Raw genomic sequence first — 26290 nt, forward strand, 5'->3', positions numbered from 1 at the left:
GCCGGATTGCCCACCCGAACCGGATGGGAAGGCTCACCCGGTACGACCCCGCAGGCACCACAGCACCGCAGCAGGACCCATCTCCCGCACACCCGCCCACACAGATGTCGACGCGGACAGGAGCGGTCATGCCCGCCACGCACCACTCGTCAGCACCGGCGACCCCCGGCAAGGCGACCGGCAGGAAACCGGCCCGGCCGGCCCGGCCGGCGGCCCCGCCGGACACGGTCCGGACCGCCGCTCCCGAGACCCCGAGAGGACAGCCGGCGGTGGGCCGTATACCGGTCCTGGACGTGCGGCCCGTGGTCCAGGGCGGGCGCAGGCCCGCCAAGGCGGTGCCCGGCGAGGTCTTCGAGGTGTCGGCCACCGTGTTCCGCGAGGGGCACGACGCCGTCGCCGCCGATGTCGTACTGCGTGACCCGGACGGCCGCCCCGGCCCGTTCACCCCGATGCGCGAACTCGCCCCCGGCACCGACCGCTGGGGCGCCACCGTCAGCGCGGACCGGCCCGGCCGCTGGACCTACACGGTGGAGGCGTGGTCCGACCCGGTCGCCACCTGGCGGCACACGGCCGAGATCAAGATCCCGGCCGGCATCGACACCGAAGCCGTGCTGGAGGAGGGCGCCCGACTGTACGAGCGCGCGGCCGCCGGGGTCCCCGCCAAGCGCCGGGACGTGCTGCTGGACGTGGTCGCGGCCCTGCGCGACGAGGACCGCCCGGCCGCCTGGCGACTGGCGTCGGCCCTGGCCCCGGAGGTGTCGGAGCTCCTCGCCCGCCACCCCGTGCGGGAGTTGGTGACGGCCTCCGACCCGATGCCGCTGCAGGTGGAGCGCGAGCGGGCGCTGTACGGGTCCTGGTACGAGTTCTTCCCGCGCTCGGAGGGGACGCCGGCCGAACCGCACGGCACGTTCCGGACAGCGGCGAAGCGGCTGGAGGCCATCGCGGAGATGGGCTTCGACGTCGTCTACCTCCCGCCGGTCCACCCCATCGGGACGACGCACCGCAAGGGCCGCAACAACACGCTCACCGCGACGCCCGACGACGTCGGCGTGCCGTGGGCGATCGGCTCTCCCGAGGGTGGGCACGACGCCATCCACCCCGACCTCGGCACCCTGGACGACTTCGACCACTTCGTCGGCCGGGCGCGGGAGTTGGGCCTGGAAGTGGCGCTCGATTTCGCCCTCCAGTGCTCCCCGGACCACCCCTGGGTGGAGAAGTATCCGCAGTGGTTCCACCACCGCCCGGACGGCACGATCGCCTACGCGGAGAACCCGCCGAAGAAGTACCAGGACATCTACCCGGTCGCCTTCGACGCGGACATGGACGGCCTGGTCACGGAGACCGTGCGGGTGCTGCGGCACTGGATGGAGCACGGGGTGCGGATCTTCCGCGTCGACAACCCCCACACGAAGCCCGTCGTGTTCTGGGAGCGGGTGATCGGCGAGATCAACCGTGCCGACCCCGATGTCATCTTCCTGGCGGAGGCGTTCACCCGCCCGGCGATGATGCACACGCTGGCCCAGATCGGGTTCCAGCAGTCGTACACCTACTTCACCTGGCGCAACAGCAAGCAGGAATTGACGGAGTACCTCACCGAACTCTCGGGGGACGCGGCCGCCTACATGCGGCCCAACTTCTTTCCCAACACCCCCGACATCCTGCACGCGTACCTCCAGCAGGGCGGCCGCCCGGCCTTCGAGGTGCGCGCGATCCTCGCGGCCACGCTCTCGCCCGCCTGGGGCATCTACAGCGGCTACGAACTCTGCGAGAACCAGCCACTGAAGGCGGGCAGCGAGGAGTACGGCGACTCGGAGAAGTACCAGCTCAAGCCAAGGGACTGGGAGGCGGCCGCTCTCGAGGGCCGCACCATCGCCCCGCTCATCACCCGTCTCAACGACATCCGCCGGCAGAACCCGGCCCTGCACCAGTTGAGGGACATCCACTTCCACCACGCGGACCAGGACGCGGTGATCGCGTACTCCAAGCGCAGTGGTTCGAACACGGTTCTGGTGGTCGTCAACCTCGACCCGCACCACACCCAGGAGGCCACGGTCTCGTTGGACATGCCGCAACTCGGCCTCGACTGGCACGAGTCGGTGCCGGTGCGCGACCTGCTCACCGGCGAGTCCTATCACTGGGGCAGGGCCAACTATGTGCGACTCGAGCCGGGTCGTCGACCCGCGCATGTGTTCTCGGTTCTGCGACCGTCCAACCCGCGGATCGGAGGGTCACCCGCCATATGATCGTCAACGAGCCCGTTCCCGACACCTTCGAGGACACTCCGGCCAAGGACCGGGACCCGGAATGGTTCAAACGTGCCGTCTTCTACGAGGTCCTGGTCCGCTCCTTCCAGGACAGCAACGGCGACGGCGTCGGTGACCTCAAGGGTCTGACCGCCAAACTCGACTACCTGCAGTGGCTCGGCGTGGACTGCCTCTGGCTCCCGCCGTTCTTCAAGTCGCCCTTGCGTGACGGTGGTTACGACGTATCCGACTACACGGCCGTGCTCCCCGAGTTCGGGGACCTCGCGGACTTCGTGGAGTTCGTGGACGCGGCCCATCAGCGGGGCATGCGGGTCATCATCGACTTCGTCATGAACCACACCAGCGACCAGCACCCGTGGTTCCAGGAGTCCCGCAACAACCCCGACGGCCCCTACGGCGACTACTACGTCTGGGCCGACGACGACAAGCAGTACCAGGACGCCCGCATCATCTTCGTCGACACCGAGGCGTCGAACTGGACGTACGACCCGGTACGCAAGCAGTACTACTGGCACCGCTTCTTCTCGCACCAGCCGGACCTGAACTATGAGAACCCGGCCGTGCAGGAGGAGATGATCTCGGCGCTGAAGTTCTGGCTGGATCTCGGCATCGACGGGTTCCGTCTGGACGCCGTGCCGTACCTGTACCAGCGCGAGGGCACCAACTGCGAGAACCTGCCGGAGACCCACGACTTCCTGAAGCGGGTCCGCAAGGAGGTCGACGACCAGTACGCCGACAAGGTCGTGCTGGCGGAAGCCAACCAGTGGCCCGAGGACGTGGTCGACTACTTCGGCGACTACTCCACCGGCGGCGACGAATGCCACATGGCATTCCACTTCCCCGTCATGCCCCGCATCTTCATGGCCGTCCGCCGCGAAAGCCGCTACCCGGTCTCGGAAATCCTCGCCAAGACCCCCGCCATCCCCACCAACTGCCAGTGGGGCATCTTCCTGCGCAACCACGACGAGCTCACCCTCGAAATGGTCACCGACGAGGAACGCGACTACATGTGGGCCGAATACGCGAAAGACCCGCGTATGCGCGCCAACATCGGCATCCGCCGCCGCCTCGCACCCCTCCTCGACAACGACCGCAACCAGATCGAGCTGTTCACCGCGCTCCTGCTCTCCCTGCCCGGCTCGCCGATCCTCTACTACGGCGACGAGATCGGCATGGGCGACAACATCTGGCTCGGCGACCGCGACGCCGTCCGCACCCCGATGCAGTGGACCCCGGACCGCAACGCGGGCTTCTCCTCCTGCGACCCCGGCCGCCTGTTCCTGCCCACCATCATGGACCCGGTCCACGGCTACCAGGTCACCAACGTCGAAGCCTCCATGTCCTCCCCGTCCAGCCTCCTGCACTGGACCCGCCGCATGATCGAGATCCGCAAGCAGAACCCCGCCTTCGGGCTCGGCTCCTACACCGAGCTGCAGTCCTCGAACCCGGCGGTGCTCGCGTTCCTGCGGGCCTACGAGGACGACATCGTGGTCTGCGTGCACAACTTCTCGCGGTTCGCGCAGCCGACCGAGCTGGACCTGCGCCGGTTCATCGGCCGGCATCCGGTCGAGCTGTTCGGCGGGGTGCGCTTCCCGGCCGTCGGCGAACTGCCGTACCTGCTGACGCTGGCGGGGCACGGCTTCTACTGGTTCCGGTTGCGCCAGGACGCGGTGTAGTCCCTACCGGGTGGGGCGGCTGCCGGTTTCCGCCGCCCCGCTCGGGGCACCGTTCAGTAACACCCCGACGATCCGGGGAAAGGACGTGACGCCCATGGCGGAGACGGTCACCCCCTCCAGCACGTCAGGTACCACCGCTCAGCTCCTCGAATCCCTCGATCCCCTGCTGCGCGAATGGCTGCCCCGGCAGCGCTGGTTCGCGGGGAAGGGGCGCGCGGTCACCGGCTTCGATCTCGTGGCCGCCACCGAACTCCTGCCTTCTGACGGGAGGTTGGGCCTCCATCACTTACTCCTGCGCGTCCACCAGCCACCGGCTCCGGGCGCCGCTGCGCAGCCCGGTGACTGCTACCAGTTGCTGATAGGCGTGCGCGAGGCACTGCCGCCCCGGCTGGCGCCCGCGCTGATCGGCCATGTCGCGGACGGCCCACTCGCCGGGCGCACGGTCTACGACGCCCTGTACGACCCCCGGCCCGCCGAAGTGCTGCTGGAAGCCCTGCGCACCGGCGCCCGCGTCGGCGCGCTGCGCTTCGAGCGGGACCCGGCGCACGAGATCCGGGACCAACTGGTGGCCCGGCTGATGACCGCCGAACAGTCCAACTCCTCGGTGGTGTACGGAGATACGTTCATCCTGAAGCTGCTGCGCCGGGTCACCGCCGGCGTCAACCCCGACCTGGAGCTGCCGCTCGCGCTGGCCCGCGAGGGCTGCGACCGGGTGCCCGCGCCGGTGGCCTGGCTGCGCGCCGAGCTGGACGCGGAGCCGTACGTGCTCGCGGTGCTCCAGCCGTTCATGACCGGCGTGACGGACGGCTGGGAGCTGGCGCTGCGCGAGCTGGCCAAGGGGCAGGAGTTCACCGGCGAGGCACGGGCGCTGGGCCGGGCCACCGCCGAGGTGCACACCGCGCTCGCCCACGCCCTGCCCACGGTCACCCTCGGCCATGCCCAACTGGAGTTCCTGGTGGGCGGGATGACCGAGCGGCTGGCGGCGGCGGTGCAGGCGGTGCCCGCGCTGCGGCCGTACGAGGCAGGGCTGCACTCGGCGTTCGAGGCGCTGGCCGACCTGGCCCGCGAGGGACAGACCTGGACCGCGCAGCGCGTGCACGGCGATCTGCACCTCGGCCAGTGCCTGCGCTCGCCGTCCGGCGGCTGGTCGCTGATCGACTTCGAGGGCGAGCCGTCCCGCCCGCTGGCCGAGCGGCGGATGCCGCAGCCCGCGGTGCGCGACATCGCGGGGATGCTGCGCTCCTTCGACTACGCGGCCCACTCCGCGAAGGCCCCGGCGCCCGACTGGGCGCACGCCTGCCGTGCCGCCTACTGCACCGGGTACGCCGAGGTCACCGGCCGTGACCCGCGCACCGACCCGGTGATGCTGCGCGCGTACGAGACCGACAAGGCGATCTACGAGGTCGTCTACGAGGCCCGGCACCGCCCCGAGTGGCTGCCGGTCCCGCTGTCGGCGGTGCGCCGCCTCGCCACGCCCGACCTGTCTTGACCCCGACCTGACCCCGACCGGGAGACTCGTCCGTGACGTCCAAGAAGTCAGCCGGCCCGAAGAGCAAGTCCGGCAAGAAGCAGGCCAAGTCCTCGCAGGCGGCTCCGGTGCAGCAGGTCCGGGCGAAACCCGGCAGGCAGGCGGACTCACCGGAGAACGCGCCCGCGATCCCGAAGGCGCGCACCCCTGAGGTGCCCGCGGTGCCGGAGGTGCCCGCCGTCTCCCCCGCCCTCGGCCCGGCCGACCGCGAACGGCTGCTCGCGGGCACCCATCACGACCCGCACACCGTGCTGGGCGCCCATCCGGTGCCCGGCGGGGTCGCCTTCCGGGTCTTCCGCCCGTACACGGAGGCGGTCACCGTCGTCTTCGAGGACATGCGGGCGGAGCTGCGCGACGACGGGGAGGGCTTCTTCTCCGGCCTGCTCCCGCTCACCGAGGTCCCGGCCTACCGGCTGCTGGTGACGTACGACGGCACGGCGCACGAGACCGAGGACCCGTACCGCTTCCTGCCCACCCTCGGCGAGCTGGACCTGCATCTGCTCGGTGAGGGGCGGCACGAGGAGCTGTGGCGGGCGCTGGGGTCACGGGTGCTGACCCGGCAGGGCGTGACCGGGACCCGGTTCGCGGTGTGGGCGCCGAACGCGCTCGGCGTGCGGGTGGCGGGCGGCTTCGACTTCTGGGACGCGACCGGCTTCCCGATGCGCTCGCTGGGCTCGTCCGGGGTGTGGGAGCTGTTCGTGCCGGGGGTCGGTGAGGGTGAGCTGTACAAGTACGAGATCACCCGCCCGGACGGCTCGCGCACGATGCGCGCGGACCCGATGGCCCGGCGTACGGAGGTGCCGCCGGCCACGTCCTCGATCGTGGACGTCTCGCACCACGAGTGGGGTGACGCTAAGTGGCTGGCCCACCGCGCGGACCGCCCGGTGCACGAGGCGCCGTTCTCGGTGTACGAGGTGCACCTGGCGTCCTGGCGGCCGGGTCTGACATACCGCCAACTGGCCGAGCAGCTCCCCGCCTACGTCAGCGATCTCGGCTTCACCCACGTCGAGTTGATGCCGGTGGCCGAGCATCCCTTCGGCGGCTCCTGGGGGTATCAGGTCACCGGTTTCTACGCGCCGACGGCCCGGCTCGGCACCCCCGACGACTTCAAGTACCTGGTGGACAGGCTGCATCAGGCGGGCATCGGGGTGCTCATGGACTGGGTGCCCGCGCACTTCCCGCGCGACGAGTGGGCGCTGGCCGAGTTCGACGGGCGCCCGCTGTACGAGCACGCCGATCCGCTGCGGGCCGCCCATCCCGACTGGGGCACCCTGGAGTTCGACTTCGGGCGCCGCGAGGTGCGCAACTTCCTGGTCGCCAACGCGGTGTACTGGTGCGAGGAGTTCCACATCGACGGGCTCCGCGTGGACGCGGTCGCCTCGATGCTCTACCTGGACTACTCGCGCGAGGCGGGCCAGTGGACGCCGAACGAGTTCGGCGGGCGGGAGAACCTGGACGCGGTCGCCTTCCTCCAGGAGATGAACGCCACCGTCTACCGGCGCTGCCCCGGCGTGGTCACCGTCGCCGAGGAGTCCACCGCATGGGACGGCGTGACCCGGCCGACCCACCACCGGGGCCCGAGCGGCTTCGGCGGGCTGGGCTTCGGGCTGAAGTGGAACATGGGCTGGATGCACGACTCGCTCGCCTACATGAGCCACGAGCCGGTGCACCGCAAGTACCACCACCACGAGATCACCTTCTCGATGGTGTACGCGTACAGCGAGAACTACGTGCTGCCCATCTCCCACGACGAGGTCGTGCACGGCAAGCGGTCGCTGGTGTCGAAGATGCCGGGCGACTGGTGGCAGCAGCGCGCGAACCTCCGGGCCTACCTGGCCTTCATGTGGGCCCACCCCGGCAAGCAACTCCTCTTCATGGGCCAGGAGTTCGCGCAGGGCGCCGAGTGGTCCGAGGCGCACGGCCCGGACTGGTGGCTGCTCGACCCGGCCTACGGCGCCGCGTCCGACCACCGGGGCGTACGCGATCTGGTCCGCGACCTCAACACCGCCTACCGCGCCACCCCGGCCCTGTGGGAGCGGGACACCGATCCGGCGGGCTTCGAGTGGATCGTGGGGGACGCGGCCCAGGACAACGTCTTCGCCTTCCTGCGCCGGGACGCCGAGGGCGCTCCCCTGCTGTGCGTCGCCAACCTCTCCCCGCTGGTCCGCCACGACTACCGCCTCGGCGTCCCCGAGGACGTGCCCGCCTGGCACGAGACCCTCAACACCGACCTCGGCCGCTACGGCGGCGGCGACGTCGCGGGCCAGGACCCCGTCAAGCCGGAGCCCCAGCCCTGGCACGGCCGCCCGGCCAGCATCCGCCTGACCCTGCCCCCGCTGGCTACGGTCTGGCTGCGCCCGGCGTGAGACCGCGTCCGTCCAGGGGCCCGCTCGGCCCCTGGACGGAAGCGACGTCACACCTTGAGCGCCGCCGGGACCTCGCCGGTGTGCAGCACACCGAGCCGCTGGGTGGCGCGGGTCAGGGCCACGTACAGGTCGCTCGTGCCGTAGGCGGCCGGGTCGACGACCAGGACCGAGTCGAACTCCAGGCCCTTGGCCTGGCGCGGGTCGAGCAGGACCACGTTCCGGGTCAGGTCGGGCGGGCCGCCGGCCGTGACGCCGTCCAGCCGGGTGGCGAGGGTGTCGTGCAGGGCGCGCGGGGCGATGACCGCGAGCCGCCCCTCGGCCGGGGTCAGCTCGGCGACCGCCTCCGCGAGCGCGCCGGGCAGGTCGCCGGAGGCGTCCCGTACCCAGGGCCGTACCCCCGTGGAGCGGACCGAGCTGGGCGGCTCGAAGTCCGGCTGCTCGGCACGGACCACGGCGGCGGCCAGGTCCATGATCTCGGCCGGGGTGCGGTAGTTGACGCCCAGCCGGGTGTGCTCCCAGCGGTCCTCGACGTACGGCTGGAGGATCTCCGACCAGGAGCCGACCCCTGCCGCCTCGGCGGTCTGCGCGGGGTCGCCGACCAGGGTCATGGAACGGGTCGGGCTGCGCCGCATCAGCAGCCGCCACGCCATCGGGGACAGCTCCTGCGCCTCGTCCACGATGATGTGCCCGAACGCCCAGGTCCGGTCGGCGGCCGCGCGCTCTGCGGCGCTGCGGTGGTCGTCCTCCTCGTGCCGCTCGGCGAAGCGTTCGGCGTCGATGATGTCGTGCGCCGAAAGCACCTCGGAGGACTCCGGGTCGTCCTCCTCCTTGTCGTCGAACTCGTAGGTGCGGGACGCGTACGACACGTCCAGCACGCCCTGCGCGTACGCGATCTGCGTCTCGCGCTCCCGGTCGGCGCGGGCGCGGGCCAGCCGGTCGTCCTCACCGAGGAGTTCGGCGGCCTCGTCCAGCAGGGGCACGTCCGCGACGGTCCAGGCGCGGGTGACGGGACGGCGTACCGCGTCGGCGTCCTTCGGCGAGAGGTGGCCGTCGGGTTCGGCGAGGAAGTCCGCGAGCAGCCGGCGCGGGGTGATCCGGGGCCACAACTGGTCGATGGCGGACCAGACTTCGGGGTTCTCGGCGAGCTCGTCGCGGATCTGGGTGATGTCGGAGGGGTCCAGCAGGCTGCTGCCGTCGTAGGGGTCGGTGCCCACGCGCTCGGCGTAAAGGTCGGTGAGCGTGTTGAGGATGTGGCCCTCGAAGTGCTCGCGGGCCGCGTTGTGCGGCAGCTTGGCCGCGCGGGTGCGCTCGCGGGCGGTGGCCACCAGGCCCTCGTCCAGCATCAGCACCTCGCGGTCGTGCTCGACGGCGATCACCGGGTCGGGCAGCGCCTGCCGCTCGGCCACGACGGCGGCGAGCACGTCGGCCATCTGCGCGCGGCCCTTCACGGCGGCCGCCTCCGGGGTGTCGGTGGCGGTGGCCTTCACACCGGGGAACAGCTCCCCGACCGTGGCCAGCAGGACACCGGTCTCGCCGAGCGAGGGCAGCACCTCGCCGATGTAGCCGAGGAAGGCGGGGTTCGGGCCGACGATCAGCACGGCGCGCCGGGCGAGCAGCTCGCGGTGCTCGTAGAGCAGATAGGCGGCGCGGTGCAGGGCGACCGCGGTCTTGCCGGTGCCGGGGCCGCCCTCGACCACCATGACACCGCGGTGCGGGGCTCGGATGATGTCGTCCTGCTCGGCCTGGATGGTCTGCACGATGTCGTTCATGCGGCCGGTGCGGGCGGTGTTCAGCGCGGCCAGCAGCACGGCGTCCCCGGTGGGGTCCTCGTGTCCGGTGCGGGTGTCGTCACCGAGGTCGAGGATCTCGTCGTGCAGCGCGGTGACGGTACGGCCCTCGCTGGTGATGTGCCGGCGGCGGCGCAGGCCCATCGGGGTGTGGCCGGTGGCCACGTAGAAGGGGCGGGCGACCTCGGCGCGCCAGTCGATGAGGACGGGGGTGCGCTCGGCGTCGTCGCGGCGCAGGCCGATGCGGCCGATGTGGTGGGTGGTGCCGTCGGACAGGTCGATACGGCCGAAACAGAGCGAGCCGTCGACGGCGTTCAGCGCGGCGAGCAGCCCGGAGCGCTCGGCGACCAGGATGTCCCGCTCCAGCCGCGCCTGCTGGGGCTTGTCGCCCTGCGCCAGGGCGTCCTGCACCGAGGTCTCGGTGTCGCCGCGCAGGTCGTCCACACGCTCGTAGAGTCCGTCGATGAATTCCTGCTCGAACCGCAATTCATCGTCCGGAAATTCAGTGTTTGACAATTCCACTCCCGCCCGCATATACTGTGCTCATCAAGCTTCCGCATGACCTCTTCGTGAAAGCATCATAAAGAAGTCGTGAACGGTCCAATATACCGAAAGAAATCCCCCGGGCGCCAATGCCCGGGGGATTTCTTTGCTTGCGGCGCCTTGGTCAGAGCAGGTCGGCCAGCTCCTCCAGCAGCTTCCGCTTCGGCCGGGCGCCCACCATGGACCGCACCGGCTCACCGCCCTGGAAGACCATGAGGGTGGGCGTGGAGAGCACCCCGTAGGCGATGGTGGTGCCGGGATTGCGGTCCACGTCGAGCTGGACCACCTTAAGCCGGTCGCCCTCCGCGAAGGCGATGTCCTTCAGCACGGGCGCGAGCTGCCGGCAGGGCCCGCACCAGTCGGCGGTGAACTGCACCAGCACCGGCAGATCGGAGCGCAGTACCTCCGTCTCGAAATCCGTGTCCGTGACCTCGTCCAGTCCGCTGATCACGCTCATGTCCTCGTCCCTCCCAGCTCGCACACGGGTTCCGGACCCCCCGGAACCAGCGCCTCGGCGGCCAGCCCGGCCCGCGCCTCCTCGGCCCGCCGCAACTGCCCCGCGACCGTCTCCCGCACCGCCACCAGCTCCCCGATGAGCCCGTCCAGCTCATCCAGCTTGCGCCGGTACACGGCCTGCGACGCGGGACACGCGTCCCCCTCCGGATGCCCGGCCCGCAGACACTCCACGAACGGCCGCGTCTCCTCCAGCTCGAACCCGAAGTCCCTGAGGGTACGGATCTGCCGCAGCAGCGTGAGATCCCGCTCGCCGTACACCCGATGCCCGTTGCCGTCCCGGCGCGCGGGCAGCAGCCCCCGGGTCTCGTAGTACCGCAAGGCCCGCACGGTCGTCCCGGCCCGCTCGGCCAGCTCACCGATTCGCATGTGCTTGACGGTAGGGGGTGACGTGGGCGTCAGGGCAAGGGCGGGATCACGGCGACGGAGGCGCCCCGCCGGTTCAGCCACTCTTCCAGGCCCGGACCGGCCAGTTCGCGCCGCGCTCCCCGCTCGCCGACCCGCGCGGGACCGTGGACGGTACCGGACAGACCCTCCACGACCGTGTCCTCGCCGAGCAGGACGCGGAAGGCCGTCCCCGCCACCGTCGCGCCTGTGAGATCGGCCCCCTCCAGGCGTACGTCCAGGAAGGAGGCGCCATTCAGGCGGGCCCCGCGGAAGGACGCCGCGCGGGCATCGACGCCGTACAACTCGGCGCTGCCCAGATTCGCCCCGGACAGCACGGTGCCCCGCATAGACGCCTCATCGAGCACCGCCTTGACGAGGCAGGACCGGGAGAGATCGGCACCGTCCAGAACGGCCCCCTCAAGATGGGCTCGGTACAGGTCGGCCCCCGCGAGAACGGTATCCACGAGTCGGGTCACACAGAACAGACCCATGGCCAGGTCCGCGTCGGTGAGATCGGCTCCCGAGGCGTCCAGATAGGACAGATCGATCATCACGTCTGCCGCCCTGCTCCACGCGCTGAGCTCGTCCGCCGCCTGGGGGTCGGGAGGCAGCCGCCGTACGTGCCGGGTGTCAGCCAACTCGACCACTCAGGCCCCGGACGAACTCGGCGTGGGCCAGCACGCGAGTGATCTCGAGGGGGAGGTCGGAGAGCGTCTCGTGCCTCCTGACGAGGTAGTCCGCGCCATAGGACATCGGGTCAGCATGCAGGGTGACCCAGTCGGACTGCTCGAACTCGTCGAATGGGGCTCGCGAGACGTAGTCCTGCGGAGCGGAGATCAGGCTCATCGGATCATGGGCGTACGCCTCGGGCGGCACCCCTAACGAGTCGGCAAGACCGACGACGTTCCACCGCTCGCCTTCGGCCCATTCCTGAAGATCAGGCTCATCCTTCATACCTGGCTCAATTCCTCGGCTCTTCCAGTTCGCCCTGCTCTCCTGGTCAGCCGAAGAAGAGCTCGATGTCCTTGTCCACACACAACCGCAGGACTGTGACCAACTGACCGATGTCTTCGATGTGCCGTCGGAGGACGAGGTCGCCCTCGTCAGACTGACGTTGGCCGAAGATGGCTTCCAGCCGGGGCAGCATGGCCGCGCATTGGGCGGCCGTGAGGTCGGGGCCGGCGTCGTCCGCGTGGTTGAGCAGGGCCGCCAGTGTGGTGGACACGCTGCACCACTGACGTTCTCCGCCGAAACCGTCCATCTCGTCGAGCGTGAACCCCTCGGCCTGGGCCAGCCACCTTCGGAACATGCCGAAGCCCTTGTAGGACCAGGAGATGTCCGGGCTCGTCACATCGCCGTCGCCAGGGAAGAGCATCAGTCCCATCTGTCCCCCTTGCCTGCTCGGCGCCCAGAATCAGTCGTACGAGCGGCGTTGCGCAAGGGGAGCGCTGACGCTCCAGGACAACGAACGTCCGCGGAGGCTGCGACTGGCGGGCCGTGTGGTGCTGGTCGCCAGAGCCAACCTGCCGTCGCGGCAACCGATGCCACCGTTCGCGGTGTCGTGGTCCGCAGCCGGTCGTGTGCCTGGCCGCCAGCGCCGGGAGAGTGCCGCGTGAAGGCTAGGCGAGAGTGGAATTCAGCGCCTTCGCTATGAGGTCGCGTGCTGTCGTCCCGTAGACGGCGAGCCGGGACAGCTCCGCGAATGCCCTGAGGTAGGTGTGGACTTCGCTGGGTGCGGTGATGTTCACCTCGGCCGTAAGCGTTTCCACGGCCACCTGGGCGTCATCGAACGCGTAGAAGGCTTCCAGTGGCCAGACGGTACGACGGGCCCCGACCGGGATGATCCCCAGAGATACGTTCTGCCGGTCCATGACCTCTCGCAGGTACCGGAGCTGTGCGGCCATCTCGGGCTCGTCACAGACCCGGTAATGAAGAACGGCCTCTTCGACCAGCAGGGCGAAGCGGTGGTTGCCCTCGTAGACGACACGGGAGCGGGCCAGTCGGGCTCGGACGGCGTCGGCCACGTCGTCAGGGGTGCCCTGGAAGGCCGTGACGGACCGCAGGATCCCCGTTGCGTACTCGGAGGTCTGGAGCATTCCGGGCAGGACGTTGGAGGCGTATACCCGGAAGTGTGTCGTCCGCTCGTACAGCGGGACGGTGCTCTCGTGTACCCGCCGCATCCCGTCCCGGTGGATCTGTCGCCACTGGACGTACATGGAGTCGGCGGTCCGGGACGCGGCGATCAGGTCGGCCGCATGCCCCGCCGCTCCGCAGGCATCACACCACGCCCGAATGTCCGCGTCGGAGGGAGCCGTCTTGGCACGGGCGATGCGTGAGGCTTTCGACTTGTGCCAGCCGCACCGTACGGCCAGTTCATGCCCGGTGAGCCCGGCGTCCCGTCGCATCCCGTCCAGACGGGACGCGATGGTCCTACGGGCGGCCTGGGCGGCGGAAAGTGGCGACTCGGGCATGAACTAGCTTCTCAGACGGTGTACTTGTCGTGCGGGATGGCTCGTTCCCAGACGGCTTCGAAAGCTTCCGAGCAGAGGTCGGCTGTTGCTTGATCATCGGTTCGGTCGGTGTGGACCCAACGCCCCTCACCGTCGAATACGTTGAACTGAACAAGGCTTCCGTCGAACAACCAGAAGTCGTTGCCTGGCAGGGCGAGCCCGGAGGCCAGTCGGCGCGGGAGCCAGCGGATTTCTTCGCCCGCCGCGATGTTGGTGAAGGTGAACGAGTGCTCGTAGCGGATGTACTCGCTGGACGGTTCGCTCACGATGCGGGCGCGGCGCAGGCGGACACCCTTGGCTGTGATCTCCTGAACGACATCGAGCCAGGGGCGCCACCAGGACTCACGGTCGTCCGGGTCCAGTCGGTTGCCCTGTCGCCAGGCCGCAAAGCGTTCGTCCTCGTCAGGGACGGCGTAGACGTCGCGCATCTCCAGATGGACGGCGGACCGCTCGGCCGACCGGATCAGGTCGGTGAAGTTACTCAGGCTCTGCGCCATCAAGTGCCTCCCTCAGCAACGGAATCATGCGCTGCGGCAGCCGTACCACGCTCTCGTGCGCCGGGAGTGGACTGTCCTGAACGGTCCGGGTGGTCGTACCCGCGTCGGCAGTCGTGCCCTGAATGACGAGTTCTTTCGTCTCCTCGTCCACCCAGACCGCCGGGCAGCCGTGGTCTCCGGACTCAGGGTCTTTCCCGATGAACCGTAGACGCACGGCCTCTCCTCAAGTCGATCCGGGTTGCCATTGGCTGCACGCAGCCTCATGGTGTTCCGACTGGACGTCAAGGCTGCTCAAGGGGCATGTGCAACCGCGTGCAACTTCTTGGACCAGCTACTTCCCCGCGCTCTACCGTCGTCGGGCGGTTGTCATAACTCCGGGGAGACTCGATGCGCCACAAGACGACTCAGGGGCCGCCGGTAGACCTGCCGGTGGGCTTCAACGCATGGTTGCTGGACTGCGCGCCGGTTGCCGACTGTGCGACGTGCCAGACCGAATGGCAGAGCCTCCAGGCCGCCAAGGCTGCTGAAGAAATCGACCAGGCCACCAAGCACGCCACGAACGTCCGCGACCATGCCGGAGGCCACCGGTGACGATGGACATGCAGACCTACCCGGACGGCCGACAGGCCGCCGACGACGCGGCGGAGGCCATTCGGACAGCACTGGCCGGGCTGGGGCTGCCGGAACGGGTCTGGGGCGGCGTGCGGCCGATGGTCACCCACAGCGGGAAGCCGTACGTGCACCTGGGCATGGTGCGAGCCGAGGTCGCCAAGAGGATCGCAGAGGCGATGCAGGCTTCAGCCAGCGCCGTTGAGTAGCGCCAGGGGCTTCCTTCCTGCTTCGAGAGCCCTTGACGCGCTCTTCAGCACAGGTGGAGAAGCCATCGATGTAGGTGCGTTCACCCTCATGCGTCACATGCCCCGGCCCACGCGGATGTGAACGTGCCGCTCCGGCAGAACCCGGAGCGGCACGTTGACCGACGTCACTTGGCGGTGTTCTCCGCCAGTTCCTCCGTCGGGGCTTCCTCGGCCTTCTCGGCCGCCTCCGTGGAGATCTCTTCCGCCTTTTCGTCAGCCTCCGCCGGACTTTCCTCCACCCTTTCGTCAGCCTCCGCCGGAGTCTCCTCCGCCTCCCCCGCCGAAGGCACCGTCTCCCGCCCCGGCAGCAACACAGCCACCACGACCGTCCCGATCCCCAGGATCACCGCCCCGATCAAGCTCGTATGCGCCACCGCATCCGAGAACGACGCCCCCACCGCGTCCGCCATCCGATGCGCCCCCGCAGCCAACGACGATGCCTGCTGCTTCAGTTGGGCTGCCTGCTGCGGGTCCCCCGCCCCGGCCGCCTTCGCGGCGAGCGACTGGGCCTTCTCGCCGATGGCCTGCGCCACCGCGTACCCCGCGCCCACCGAGTCCTGCGCCGTGGCGAGGGCATCGGCCGGGAGGCCGGAACCCTTCGTCGCCGACGTCAGGTGGTCGTCGTACGACGTCGCCAGCAGCGAGCCCAGGATCGCGATGCCCAGCGACCCGCCCAGCTCCAGCGAGGTGTCGTTGACCGCGCCGCCCACGCCCAGCTCGGACTCCGGGAAGGCGCCCATGATCGCGTCCGTGCAGGGGGACAGCGCGAGGCCGATCGCGAGGCCCAGGATGATTAGGGACGGGACGAAGTCCCCGTACGTCGACCCCGCGTCCACCCGCGTCAGCAGCGCGAGCGCCACCGTGCCGGCGACCATGCCCGCGCCGACCGTCCAGCGCATGCCGACGCGCGGGGTGAGGTAGCCGGTCAGGGCCGAGCCGACGAAGACCGCGCCGGCCAGCGGCAGCATGCGTACGCCGGTCTCCAGGGCGTCGTAGCCGAGGACGAACTGGAGGTGCTGGGTGAGGTAGTAGAACGCGCCGAAGACGGCCAGGAAGAAGAGGGCGACCGCGAGGTTGGAGCCCGCGAAGCGCCGGTTGGCGAAGCGGCGTACGTCCAGCACCGGGCGCGGGTGGCGCAGTTCCCACAGGACGAAGGCGATCAGGCCGACGCCCGCGACGACCGCCGCCGTCACCGCCTTGACACCCCATCCGAAGTGCGGCCCCTCGATGATCATGTAGACCAGCGCGGCGATCCAGAGGACCGAGAGCAGGCCGCCGACGTAGTCGATGCGGTCGTGGTGTCCGGCCTTGGACGGCGGTACGAGGACCAGCGCGCCGACGATCGCCACCACGGCGACCGGCACGTTGATCAGGAAGGTCGAGGCCCAGCCGTGGTCGCGCAGCAGCGCGCCCGCCACGACCGGTCCGGCCGCGATGGCGAGACCGGCGGTCGCGGTCCACAGGGTGATCGCCTTGACCCGCTCGGCGCGCGGGAAGGTCGCCGCCAGCAGCGAGAGCGTCGCGGGCATGATCAGCGCCGCGCCGACGCCCATGACCGCGCGGGCCGCGATGACCGTGGCGGAGGAGTCCGCGAGGTTGCCGAACACCGCGCCCCCGCCGAAGACGACGAGGCCGAGGATCAGCGCCCCGCGCCGGCTGTACTTGTCGCCGATCGCGCCGAGCAGCAGCATCAGCGCGGCGTACGGGACGGTGTAGCCGTCGATGACCCACTGGAGGTCCGCGCTGGACAGCCCGAGGTCACGGGTCATGTCGGGCGCGGCGACCGTGAGGGCGGTGTTGGCCATCACGATGATCAGCAGGCTGAGGCAGAGCACGAGCAGCGCCCACCAGCGCCGGGTGTAGGGGCGCTCCATCCTCTCGACCGGTTCGTTCATGACGAGTCGCATGGCAGCGGGTGACCTTCCTCGACTTCAGGGACGTGCGGTACTTGCACAGCGGCGTGCAATTGCACAACCATGTGCAATGTACGACCTTGCACAGTGCCGTGCAAGTCGAGAAGGTGTGCACAATGACTGCCATGACCACGGGTAACACCAGCCGCGCCGACACCAACAGGCGCCGCATCCTCGATGTCGCCCTCGCGGAGCTGCTGCGCGATCCGGATGCCTCGATGGACCAGATCGCGCGCGCCGCGGGTGTCGTACGGCGCACGGTGTACGGGCACTTCCCGAGCCGGGAGGCGCTGATCGGCACGCTCACCGACGAGGCGGTGCAGGTGCTGACCGCCGCCGACGCGAGTGCCCGTGAGGGGGTGACCGACCCGGCCCGCGCGGTGGCCCGCGCCGTGCTGGGGATCTGGGAGATCGCCGACCGCTACCGCCTGCTGGTCGCCCTGGCCCAGCGCACGGTCACCGTCCAGGGCATCCGCGACCGCCTCGCCCCGCTGCGCGAGGAGAAGACGCGGGTACTCCAACGCGGCCTGGACGAGGGTGTGTTCAGCTCACCACTGCCCGCCGCCGCACTGGCCTTCGTGCACGAGCAACTGCTCTTCGCGGTCATGGAGTCGGTGAACGAGGGCCTGCTCCCGCCCGAGGAGGCGGGCCACGCGGCGGCGGTCACCGCGCTCACGGCGGCGGGCGTACCGGCCGACAGGGCCGAGGAGTTGGTGGTGCGGGCGGCCCGCGAGAGCACGTGAAAGACCGGCCGCCCGGCCCCGGTTCAGGCGGGGTCGGGCGGCCGGCGACAGAGGGGTCCGCAACCGGGCCCCGCTACGGGATCACGCCTTGGCGAGTTCCTTCCCGCCCTCCTCCTCGGCCGGAGGGCGCTCCTCGTCGCGCCCCTCGTCCAGCAGCGTCGTCTCGTCGAACGGCAGCTCACCGGCGAGGACCCGCTTGACCCGGTCCACGTCGATCTCCTTGGTCCAGGTGCCGATCAGCACGGTGGCGACGGAGTTGCCCGCGAAGTTGGTCAGGGCGCGCGCCTCGCTCATGAAGCGGTCGATGCCGACGATCAGCCCGATGCCGTCCACCAGCGCGGGCTTGTGCGACTGGAGACCGCCCGCGAGGGTGGCGAGCCCCGCCCCGCTGACGCCCGCCGCGCCCTTGGAGGCCAGCAGCAGGAAGAGCAGCAGCGGGATCTGCTCGCCGATGGACATCGGGGTGCCCAGCGCGTCCGCGATGTAGAGGGACGCCATGGTCATGTAGATCATGGTGCCGTCGAGGTTGAAGGAGTACCCGGTCGGCACGGTGATACCTACGACCGCCTTGCTCACACCGAGGTGCTCCAGCTTGGCGATGAGCCTCGGCAGCGCGGACTCCGAGGACGAGGTCGACAGGATCAGCAGGAACTCGCGGGCGAGGTACTTCAGCAGGAGCAGGATGTTCAGCCCGGAGACGATCCGCAACAGCGCGCCGAGCACCACGAAGACGAACAGCACGCAGGTGACGTAGAAGCCGAACATCAGCACGGCGAGGCTCTTGAGCGCGTCCAGGCCCGCCGAGCCGACGACGGCCGCGATGGCGCCGAAGGCGCCGATGGGCGCGGCCCACATGACCATGGCCAGGATGCGGAAGATCAGCCGCTGGATGTGCTCGATGCCGCGCAGCACCGGCTGACCGGCCGCGCCCATCGCCTGGAGCGCGAACCCGGCGAGCAGCGCGATCAGCAGGGTCTGCAGGACCTGGCCCTCGGTGAAGGCGGAGACGAAGGTGACCGGGATGACCGACAGCACGAAGTCGACCGGGGGCAGCGCGTCGCTGGAGACCTGGGCGTGGCCGGTCTGGCGGAGCGCGTCGGTCAGGTGCAGGCCCTCGCCGGGGTGCAGGACGTTGCCGACGACGAGGCCGATGGCGAGCGCCACCAGCGACATCACGGTGAAGTAGCCGAGCGCGATGCCACCGACCGCGCCGACCTTCGCGGCCTTCCGCACCGAGCCGATCCCGAGCACGATCGTGCAGAAGATGATCGGCGAGATCATCATCTTGATCAGGTTCACGAAGCCGGTGCCCAGCGGTTTGAGCTCCACCCCGGCATCGGGCCAGATGAGGCCCACGGCGATGCCGAGCGCGACCGCCACGATGACGGCGATGTACAGGTAATGGGTCCGGTCCCGCTTCACGGCGGGGGCGGCTGGTGCCGTACCGGGGGTGCTGGCGGCCACGACTGCTCTCCTTGACGTCTTCGTCGGCATGACCGGCGTGCGGCTCACGTCCGGGCGTTGCAGGGGATCGCGGAGACTATCTCCCGCCATGTGAGGGCGGTCACCCTTCCGTTCATTTAGTTCACGCCCGAACGGACAGGCACACTGCTAGGCATGCGCGCCCCCGCCCTCCCCCGACCCCGCAGCCTGGCGGGCCAGCTCTTCGCCATGCAGGCGGTGCTGGTCGCGGTGGTGGTGGCCGGGTACGCGCTCTTCACCTACGTCAGCGACCAGCGCCAGGCACGCGACGCCGCGGAACGCCAGGTCACGGCGGTGGCCCGGTCCATCGCGGACGCCCCCTCGGTCAGCGCGGCGATCCGCACCCCGGACCCCTCGGCCGAGCTGGAGCCGTACGCGCTGCAGGTGATGCGGGACGCCGACGTCGACTTCGTCACGATCATGGACCCGCGGGGCATCCGCTGGACCCACCCCACGCGGGACGAGATAGGCCGGCGCTTCCTCGGCCGGATCGCGCCGGCCCGGCAGGGGCACACCTTCACCGAGACGTACACCGGCACGCTGGGCCCCTCCGTGCGCGCGGTGACGCCGGTGACGGACGGGGGCCGGGTGGTGGGGCTGGTCAGCGCCGGGATCAAGGTGGAGGCGATCAGCGCGCGGGTCCAGGACCAGGTGACGGCGCTGCTGGGGGTGGCGGGGGCGGCGCTGCTGCTGGGGGCGGTCGGTACGTACGTCATCAACGCGCGGCTGCGGCGGCACACCCACGGGATGAACGCGGCCGAGCTGAGCCGGATGCACGACTACCACCAGGCGGCGCTGCACGCGGTGCGCGAGGGGCTGCTGATGCTGGACGGGCGGTACCGGGTGGCGCTGATCAACGACGGTGGGCGGGAGCTGCTCGGGGTGGGCGGCGAGGTGGTCGGCCGACCGGTCGCCGAACTGGGGCTGCCGGCGCCGCTCACCGGGGCGCTGCTGTCCTCGCGGCCGAGGGTGGACGAGGTGCATCTGACCGCGTCCCGCGTGCTGGTGGTCAACACCTCCCCGGTGTCCGGCGGGGAGCACCGGGGTACGGTCGTCACGCTCCGGGACGTGACCGAACTCCAGTCGCTGATGGGCGAGTTGGACTCCGAGCGCGGGTTCAGCCAGGCGCTGCGCTCGCAGGCGCACGAGGCGGCGAACCGGCTGCACACCGTGGTCTCCCTGATCGAGCTGGACCGGGCCGGGGAGGCGGTGGAGTTCGCCACGGCCGAGCTGGAGCTGGCCCAGACGCTCACCGACCAGGTGGTGGCGGCGGTCGGTGAACCGGTGCTGGCCGCGCTGCTGCTGGGCAAGACCGCGCAGGCGCACGAGCGGGGCGTGGAGCTGGTCGTCTCCCCCGACAGCCGTCTGGACGACGGGGTACTCCCGCCGGGCCTCGCGGTACGCGACCTCGTGACCATCCTGGGCAACCTGATCGACAACGCGGTGGACGCGGCACAGGGCAGCGTGGGGGCGCGGGTGACGGTGACGGCGTACGCGGCCGGGGAGGCGCTGCTGCTGCGGGTGTCGGACACCGGGCCCGGCGTCGACCCGGCCCACGCGGACCTCGTGTTCCGGCGCGGCTTCACCACCAAACCGGCGGGACCGGGCGGCCGGGGTCTCGGGCTGGCGCTGGCCCGTCAGGCGGTGACCCGCCTCACCGGCACGCTGGCGGTGGCCGAGGCGGAGGGCGGCGGCGCGGTGTTCGAGGCGCGGCTGCCGCTGGAGCCTCCGGCGGAGGACGCGGACACCCGGCTGCCCGCCACGAGGAGCCCCGCCGCCCCGGCCGAGGCCGACGGCCACACACTCCCGACCCGACCGCCGGGTGAGCCCTCGGCGGAGAACATGGACACCCGGGCGGCCGGTACCAGGTCCGAGGCGCCCGCGCGCCCGGTGCCGGGAGGCGGCGCATGACCCCCGAGCAGCCACCCATCCGCGTCCTGGTCGTCGAGGACGACCCCGTGGCCGCCGACGCGCACGTCCTCTACGTCGGCCGGGTGCCGGGCTTCGTGGCCGTCGGCCAGGCAGGGACCGGCGCCGCCGCCCGCCGCGTCCTGGACCGCACCCCGGTCGACCTCCTCCTGCTCGACCTGCACCTCCCCGACGTGCACGGCCTGCAACTGGCCCGCTCCCTGCGCGCGGCGGGCCATCAGGCGGACGTCATAGCGGTGACCTCGGCGCGCGACCTGGCGGTGGTCCGGGAGGGCGTCTCCCTGGGCGTCGTGCAGTACGTCCTGAAGCCCTTCACCTTCGCCACCCTCCGCGACCGCCTGCTGCGCTACGCCGAGTACCACGCGGCGGCGGGCGAGGCGAGCGGCCAGGACGAGGTGGACCGCGCGCTGGCCGCCCTGCGCGCCCCGGCTCCCGCGGCCCTGCCGAAGGGCCTGAGCGCGCCCACGCTGGAGCGGGTCACGGGCGTCCTGCGCGCGGTGCCGGAGGGCCGTACGGCGGCGGAGGTGGCGGAAGAGGTGGGCATCTCCCGCATCACGGCCCGCCGCTACCTGGAGTACCTGGTGGACGCGGCCCGCGCGGCGAGGCGCCCGCAGTACGGCCAGGTGGGGCGGCCTGAGCTGCGGTACCACTGGCTGCGGGAGCGGTGAGCGCTCCCGTAGCCGACGGCGTCTAGAAGACCGACTCCGCCTCGTCCATCCGGGACACCGGGACCGTCTTCAGTTCGGTGACCGCTTCGGCGAGCGGGACCATGGCGATGTCCGTGCCGCGCAGGGCGGTCATGCCGCCGAACTCGCCGCGGTGGGCGGCTTCCACGGCGTGCCAGCCGAAGCGGGTGGCGAGGACGCGGTCGTAGGCGGTGGGGGTGCCGCCGCGCTGGATGTGGCCGAGGATGACCGGGCGGGCCTCCTTGCCCAGGCGGCGCTCCAGCTCGTAGGCGAGGGCGGTGCCGATGCCCTGGAAGCGCTCGTGGCCGAACTGGTCGATGTCGCCCTTGCCGTAGTCCATCGTGCCGTCGAGCGGGTGGGCGCCCTCGGCGACGCAGATCACGGCGAACTTCTTGCCGCGCGCGAACCGCTCCTCGACCATCTTCATCAGGTCGGCCGGGTCGAAGGGGCGCTCGGGCAGGCAGATGCCGTGGGCGCCGGCGGCCATGCCGGACTCCAGCGCGATCCAGCCCGCGTGGCGGCCCATGACCTCGACGACCATCACCCGCTGGTGGGACTCGGCGGTGGTCTTGAGGCGGTCCATCGCCTCGGTGGCCACGCCCACGGCGGTGTCGAAGCCGAAGGTGCGGTCGGTGCCGGAGATGTCGTTGTCGATGGTCTTCGGCACGCCGACGACCGGCAGACCCGCGTCGGACAGCATGCGGGCCGCCGTCAGGGTGCCCTCGCCGCCGATCGGGATCAGCGCGTCGATGCCGAACTCCTCGGCCATGTCGTTGGCCCGCTCGCACGCCTCGCGCAACCGGTCCCGCTCCAGGCGGGAGGAGCCCAGGATGGTGCCGCCGAGCGCCAGGATGCCGCTGACCGCGTCCAGGTCGAGGGAGCGGTAGTGGCCGTCGAGCAGACCCCGGTAGCCGTCCTCGAAGCCGATGACCTCGTCGCCGTAGTGCGCCACGGCGCGGTGCACGACCGACCGGATCACGGCGTTCAGTCCGGGGCAGTCGCCGCCTGCGGTGAGAACTCCGATGCGCATCGTGCTGTGTCTCCTGCTCGCTGTGGGTACCGGTGAGCCGCTCCGATTCTTTCACGGCCGCCGAAGAGGCGATGACCACCACCTCCCCGGACCCCCTCACCGGCCCCGACCAGCACGGACGCGGCCCCACCGAGCTGACGGGCGCCTTATCCAGGCCCGGAGGTATTGTCAAGAGGGTTCCGCTCACCTCGGGTGGGCGATTTTTGTGAGAGCAAGGATCGGAGAGCACGCGTGACACGCAGCGTGTACGTGACCGGGATCGACCGGGGCGACGGCCGGCAGGTCGTCGACCTGGGGGTCATGGAACTGCTGACCCGGCAGGTCGACCGGGTCGGGGTGTTCCGCCCCCTGGTCCACGACGGCCCCGACCGCCTCTTCGAGCTGCTGCGGTCCCGCTACCGCCTCCACCAGGACCCCGCCACCGTCTACGGCATGGGCTACCGGGAGGCGTCCGCGCTCCAGGCCGAGCGCGGCACCGACGAACTCGTCTCCGCCCTGGTCGACCGCTTCCACCGCGTGGCCCGCGACTACGACGTGGTCCTCGTCCTCGGCACCGACTTCGCCGACACCCAGCTCCCCGACGAGCTGGCCCTCAACGCCCGCCTCGCCAACGAGTTCGGCGCGTCCGTGATCCCCGTGGTCGGCGCCCGGAAGCAGTCCGCCGAGTCGGTGCTCGCCGAGACCCGCAACGCCTACCGCGCCTACGCCGGCCTCGGCTGCGACGTGCTCGCGATGGTCGCCAACCGGGCCGCCCGCGAGGACCGCGACGAGATCGCCGAGCAGCTCGCCGACCGGCTGCCGGTCCCCTGCTACGTCCTGCCCGACGAGCCCGCCCTGTCCGCGCCGACCGTCTCGCAGATCGCGCACGCGCTGGGCGCCAAGGTGCTGCTCGGCGACGACTCCGGGCTCTCCCGCGACGCGCTGGACTTCGTCTTCGGCGGCGCCATGCTGCCCAGCTTCCTCACCGCCCTGACCCCCGGCTGCCTGGTCGTGACGCCGGGCGACCGCGCCGACCTGGTCGTCGGCTCGCTGGCCGCGCACAGCGCGGGCACCCCGCCCATCGCCGGAGTGCTGCTCACCCTGAACGAGGTGCCGAGCGCGGAGATCCTCACCCTGGCCGCCCGCCTCGCCCCCGGCACCCCGGTGCTCTCGGTGGCCGGCACCAGCTTCCCCACGGCCGGGCAGTTGTTCTCGCTGGAGGGCCGGATGACGGCCGCCACCCCGCGCAAGGCGGAGACCGCGCTCGGCCTGTTCGAGCGGTACGTGGACACCGCCGACCTGGCCGGCCGCGTCTCGGCGCCGAGCGGGGGCCGGGTGACCCCGATGATGTTCGAGCACAAGCTGCTGGAGCAGGCCCGCTCCGACAGGCGCCGCGTCGTGCTGCCCGAGGGCACCGAGGAGCGGGTGCTGCACGCGGCCGAGGTGCTGCTGCGCCGGGGCGTGTGCGACCTGACGCTGCTCGGCCCGGTGGACCAGATCCGCAAGAAGGCCGCCGACCTGGGCATCGACCTGGGCGACTGCCAGTTGATCGACCCGGCCACCTCGGAGCTGCGCGACTCCTTCGCGGAGAAGTACGCAGCCCTGCGCGCCCACAAGGGCGTCACGGTGGAGCTGGCCTACGACGTGGTCTCCGACGTGAACTACTTCGGCACCCTGATGGTGCAGGAGGGCCTGGCCGACGGCATGGTGTCCGGCTCGGTGCACTCCACCGCGGCCACCATCCGCCCCGCCTTCGAGATCATCAAGACCAAGCCGGACTCGGCGATCGTCTCCTCGGTCTTCTTCATGTGCCTCGCCGACAAGGTGCTGGTCTACGGCGACTGCGCGGTCAACCCGGACCCGAACGCCGAGCAGCTCGCGGACATCGCGGTGGAGTCGGCGGTGACGGCGGCGCAGTTCGGCGTGGAGCCGAGGATCGCCATGCTGTCGTACTCCACCGGCACCTCCGGCTCCGGCGCCGACGTGGACAAGGTGCGCGAGGCGACCGAGCTGGCCCGCGAGCACCGGCCCGACCTGAAGATCGAGGGTCCGATCCAGTACGACGCGGCCGTGGACGCCGCTGTGGCCGCGACCAAGCTGCCCGGCTCGGAGGTCGCCGGCCAGGCGAGCGTGCTGATCTTCCCCGACCTCAACACGGGCAACAACACCTACAAGGCCGTGCAGCGCTCGGCCGGCGCGATCGCGGTCGGACCGGTCCTGCAGGGCCTGCGCAAGCCGGTCAACGACCTCTCGCGCGGCGCGTTGGTGCAGGACATCGTCACGACCGTCGCCATCACCGCGATCCAGGCCCAGCAGCCGACCGAAAGGGCTTCGAAGCAGTGACCCCCACCCGTGTACTCGTCCTCAACTCCGGCTCCTCGTCGCTGAAGTACCAACTTCTGGACATGCGCGACGGCAGCCGTCTCGCGGTGGGCCTGGTGGAGCGCATCGGCGAGCAGACCTCCCGGCTGCGCCACACCCCGCTGGCCACCGGCGAGAGCCGCGAGCAGAGCGGGCCCATCGCCGACCACGACACCGCGCTGAAGGCGGTCGCCGAGGAGCTGGCCCGCGACGGCCTCGGCCTGGACTCGCCCGAACTGGCCGCGATCGGGCACCGGGTGGTGCACGGCGGCATGTTCTTCACCGAGCCGACCGTCGTCGACGACTCGGTGATCGCCGAGATCGAGCGGCTGATCCCGGTCGCCCCGCTGCACAACCCGGCCAACCTGACGGGCATCCGTACGGCCATGGCGCTGCGCCCCGACCTGCCCCAGGTCGCCGTCTTCGACACCGCGTTCCACACGTCGATGCCGGAGTCCGCGGCGCGCTACGCGATCGACCCGAGGATCGCCGACCGGCACCGCATCCGCCGCTACGGCTTCCACGGCACCTCGCACGCCTACGTCTCGCGGGAGACCGCGCGGCTGCTGGGCAAGGAGCCGCAGGACGTGAACGTGATCGTGCTGCACCTGGGCAACGGCGCCTCCGCCTCGGCGGTCGAGCGCGGCCGCTGTGTGGACACGTCCATGGGGCTGACCCCGCTGGAGGGGCTGGTGATGGGTACCCGGTCCGGAGATCTGGACCCGGCGGTCATCTTCCATTTGGCCCGTGTCGGGGATATGTCCATGGACGAGATCGACACTCTTCTCAACAAGAGGAGCGGTCTGTTCGGTCTGTGCGGGGACAATGACATGCGGGAGATCCGGCGCCGGGTGGACGAGGGCGACGAAGCGGCCGCTCTCGCCTTCGACATTTACATTCATCGCATCAAGAAGTACATCGGCGCCTATTACGCCGTACTCGGCACGGTGGACGCGGTCGCGTTCACCGCCGGGGTCGGGGAGAACGCGGCGGCGGTGCGTTCGGCGGCGATCGCGGGCCTGACGGGCCTGGGCCTGGCCGTGGACGAGGAACTGAACGCCGTACGCGGCGGCGAGGCCCGGCTCATCTCGCCCGGGGACGCCCGCGCGGCGGTCGCCGTGGTGCCGACCGACGAGGAGCTGGAGATCGCCGACCAGACTTACGCGCTGGTCGGACCGGCGGCGGGAAAGGACGGCTGAGCATTACACCGCAGTAACACGCCTGAGCGCCTGTCCGCCC

General features: G+C 70.8%; 22 protein-coding genes. 11 read left to right on the forward strand and 11 right to left on the reverse strand.

What is annotated here, in order from left to right:
* Positions 1–128 precede the first annotated feature (128 nt).
* The 4 genes from HEK131_RS24510 to glgB all read left to right on the forward strand — a co-directional run bounded on the left by HEK131_RS24510 (position 129) and on the right by glgB (position 7834).
* Positions 129–2243, forward strand: coding sequence for an alpha-1,4-glucan--maltose-1-phosphate maltosyltransferase (locus HEK131_RS24510; protein WP_244337050.1), 2115 nt, complete (start codon positions 129–131; stop codon positions 2241–2243).
* Positions 2240–3940 (forward strand): maltose alpha-D-glucosyltransferase, encoded by a 1701-nt coding sequence (treS, locus tag HEK131_RS24515; protein ID WP_244337051.1) that lies wholly within the window; start codon positions 2240–2242, stop codon positions 3938–3940. The genes HEK131_RS24510 and treS overlap by 4 nt, the downstream gene beginning before the upstream one ends.
* Before the next feature lie 94 nt (positions 3941–4034).
* Complete coding sequence (locus tag HEK131_RS24520) at positions 4035–5429, forward strand: maltokinase N-terminal cap-like domain-containing protein (RefSeq protein WP_244337052.1); 1395 nt, start codon at positions 4035–4037, stop codon at positions 5427–5429.
* Positions 5430–5596: 167 nt separating this feature from the next.
* On the forward strand, positions 5597–7834 hold the full coding sequence (gene glgB / locus HEK131_RS24525) for a 1,4-alpha-glucan branching enzyme (RefSeq protein WP_432215710.1): 2238 nt from the start codon (positions 5597–5599) through the stop codon (positions 7832–7834).
* Between the two features lie 47 nt (positions 7835–7881).
* On the opposite strand, the gene HEK131_RS24530 is transcribed toward glgB, so the two are convergent.
* The 8 genes from HEK131_RS24530 to HEK131_RS24565 all read right to left on the reverse strand — a co-directional run bounded on the left by HEK131_RS24530 (position 7882) and on the right by HEK131_RS24565 (position 14071).
* Positions 7882–10155, reverse strand: a complete 2274-nt coding sequence (locus HEK131_RS24530; protein ID WP_244337054.1) for a HelD family protein — start codon at positions 10153–10155, stop codon at positions 7882–7884.
* Positions 10156–10288: 133 nt separating this feature from the next.
* Positions 10289–10621: a thioredoxin family protein gene (locus tag HEK131_RS24535; protein WP_279614274.1), complete on the reverse strand. Its 333-nt coding sequence runs from the start codon at positions 10619–10621 to the stop codon at positions 10289–10291.
* Positions 10618–11046 carry a MerR family transcriptional regulator gene (locus HEK131_RS24540; protein WP_217462734.1) on the reverse strand — a complete coding sequence of 143 codons (429 nt, stop codon included), beginning with the start codon at positions 11044–11046 and terminating at the stop codon, positions 10618–10620. Before HEK131_RS24540 ends, HEK131_RS24535 begins: the two co-directional genes overlap by 4 nt.
* 29 nt (positions 11047–11075) lie before the next feature.
* Positions 11076–11702: a pentapeptide repeat-containing protein gene (locus HEK131_RS24545; RefSeq protein WP_432215673.1), complete on the reverse strand. Its 627-nt coding sequence runs from the start codon at positions 11700–11702 to the stop codon at positions 11076–11078.
* Complete coding sequence (locus HEK131_RS24550; RefSeq protein WP_217462736.1) at positions 11695–12018, reverse strand: hypothetical protein; 324 nt, start codon at positions 12016–12018, stop codon at positions 11695–11697. The genes HEK131_RS24545 and HEK131_RS24550 overlap by 8 nt, the downstream gene beginning before the upstream one ends.
* A gap of 46 nt (positions 12019–12064) precedes the next feature.
* A complete protein-coding gene (locus HEK131_RS24555) occupies positions 12065–12448 on the reverse strand; it encodes a hypothetical protein (protein WP_217462737.1) in 384 nt (127 codons plus the stop codon).
* Between the two features lie 235 nt (positions 12449–12683).
* Positions 12684–13535, reverse strand: a complete 852-nt coding sequence (locus HEK131_RS24560; protein ID WP_217462738.1) for a helix-turn-helix domain-containing protein — start codon at positions 13533–13535, stop codon at positions 12684–12686.
* An 11-nt stretch (positions 13536–13546) separates the two neighbouring features.
* Positions 13547–14071, reverse strand: coding sequence for a DUF6879 family protein (locus tag HEK131_RS24565; protein ID WP_217462739.1), 525 nt, complete (start codon positions 14069–14071; stop codon positions 13547–13549).
* A gap of 387 nt (positions 14072–14458) precedes the next feature.
* Here HEK131_RS24565 and HEK131_RS24575 point away from each other — a divergent pair, with 387 nt between their 5' ends.
* Together HEK131_RS24575 and HEK131_RS24580 are read left to right on the forward strand one after the other, a co-directional pair.
* On the forward strand, positions 14459–14662 hold the full coding sequence (locus tag HEK131_RS24575) for a hypothetical protein (protein ID WP_217462740.1): 204 nt from the start codon (positions 14459–14461) through the stop codon (positions 14660–14662).
* A 2-nt stretch (positions 14663–14664) separates the two neighbouring features.
* The gene (locus tag HEK131_RS24580; protein WP_217462777.1) at positions 14665–14889 is read left to right on the forward strand and encodes a hypothetical protein; all 225 of its coding nucleotides are present in this window, start codon (positions 14665–14667) and stop codon (positions 14887–14889) included.
* Positions 14890–15053: 164 nt separating this feature from the next.
* Here HEK131_RS24580 and HEK131_RS24585 read toward each other — a convergent pair whose 3' ends face one another.
* Complete coding sequence (locus HEK131_RS24585) at positions 15054–16835, reverse strand: MFS transporter (RefSeq protein ID WP_244337057.1); 1782 nt, start codon at positions 16833–16835, stop codon at positions 15054–15056.
* 131 nt (positions 16836–16966) lie between these two features.
* Here HEK131_RS24585 and HEK131_RS24590 point away from each other — a divergent pair, with 131 nt between their 5' ends.
* A complete protein-coding gene (locus tag HEK131_RS24590) occupies positions 16967–17584 on the forward strand; it encodes a TetR/AcrR family transcriptional regulator (RefSeq protein ID WP_217462742.1) in 618 nt (205 codons plus the stop codon).
* A gap of 81 nt (positions 17585–17665) precedes the next feature.
* Here the strand turns inward: HEK131_RS24590 and HEK131_RS24595 are convergent, their stop codons facing one another.
* Positions 17666–19078 carry a cation:dicarboxylate symporter family transporter gene (locus HEK131_RS24595; RefSeq protein WP_244452134.1) on the reverse strand — a complete coding sequence of 471 codons (1413 nt, stop codon included), beginning with the start codon at positions 19076–19078 and terminating at the stop codon, positions 17666–17668.
* A gap of 123 nt (positions 19079–19201) precedes the next feature.
* Here HEK131_RS24595 and HEK131_RS24600 point away from each other — a divergent pair, with 123 nt between their 5' ends.
* Positions 19202–20977, forward strand: a complete 1776-nt coding sequence (locus HEK131_RS24600; protein ID WP_244337058.1) for a sensor histidine kinase — start codon at positions 19202–19204, stop codon at positions 20975–20977.
* Positions 20974–21663 (forward strand): response regulator, encoded by a 690-nt coding sequence (locus HEK131_RS24605; protein WP_244337059.1) that lies wholly within the window; start codon positions 20974–20976, stop codon positions 21661–21663. The genes HEK131_RS24600 and HEK131_RS24605 overlap by 4 nt, the downstream gene beginning before the upstream one ends.
* Before the next feature lie 22 nt (positions 21664–21685).
* Here HEK131_RS24605 and HEK131_RS24610 read toward each other — a convergent pair whose 3' ends face one another.
* Complete coding sequence (locus HEK131_RS24610) at positions 21686–22711, reverse strand: ATP-dependent 6-phosphofructokinase (RefSeq protein ID WP_217462745.1); 1026 nt, start codon at positions 22709–22711, stop codon at positions 21686–21688.
* A 231-nt stretch (positions 22712–22942) separates the two neighbouring features.
* On the opposite strand from HEK131_RS24610, the gene pta reads away from it, so the two are divergent.
* Both pta and HEK131_RS24620 read left to right on the forward strand, forming a co-directional pair.
* Positions 22943–25033 carry a phosphate acetyltransferase gene (pta, locus tag HEK131_RS24615; protein WP_217462746.1) on the forward strand — a complete coding sequence of 697 codons (2091 nt, stop codon included), beginning with the start codon at positions 22943–22945 and terminating at the stop codon, positions 25031–25033.
* Positions 25030–26250 (forward strand): acetate kinase, encoded by a 1221-nt coding sequence (locus tag HEK131_RS24620; protein WP_244337060.1) that lies wholly within the window; start codon positions 25030–25032, stop codon positions 26248–26250. The genes pta and HEK131_RS24620 overlap by 4 nt, the downstream gene beginning before the upstream one ends.
* The last annotated feature ends 40 nt before the right edge of the window (positions 26251–26290 follow it).

This window comes from Streptomyces seoulensis (assembly GCF_022846655.1).
Taxonomy (GTDB): domain Bacteria; phylum Actinomycetota; class Actinomycetes; order Streptomycetales; family Streptomycetaceae; genus Streptomyces.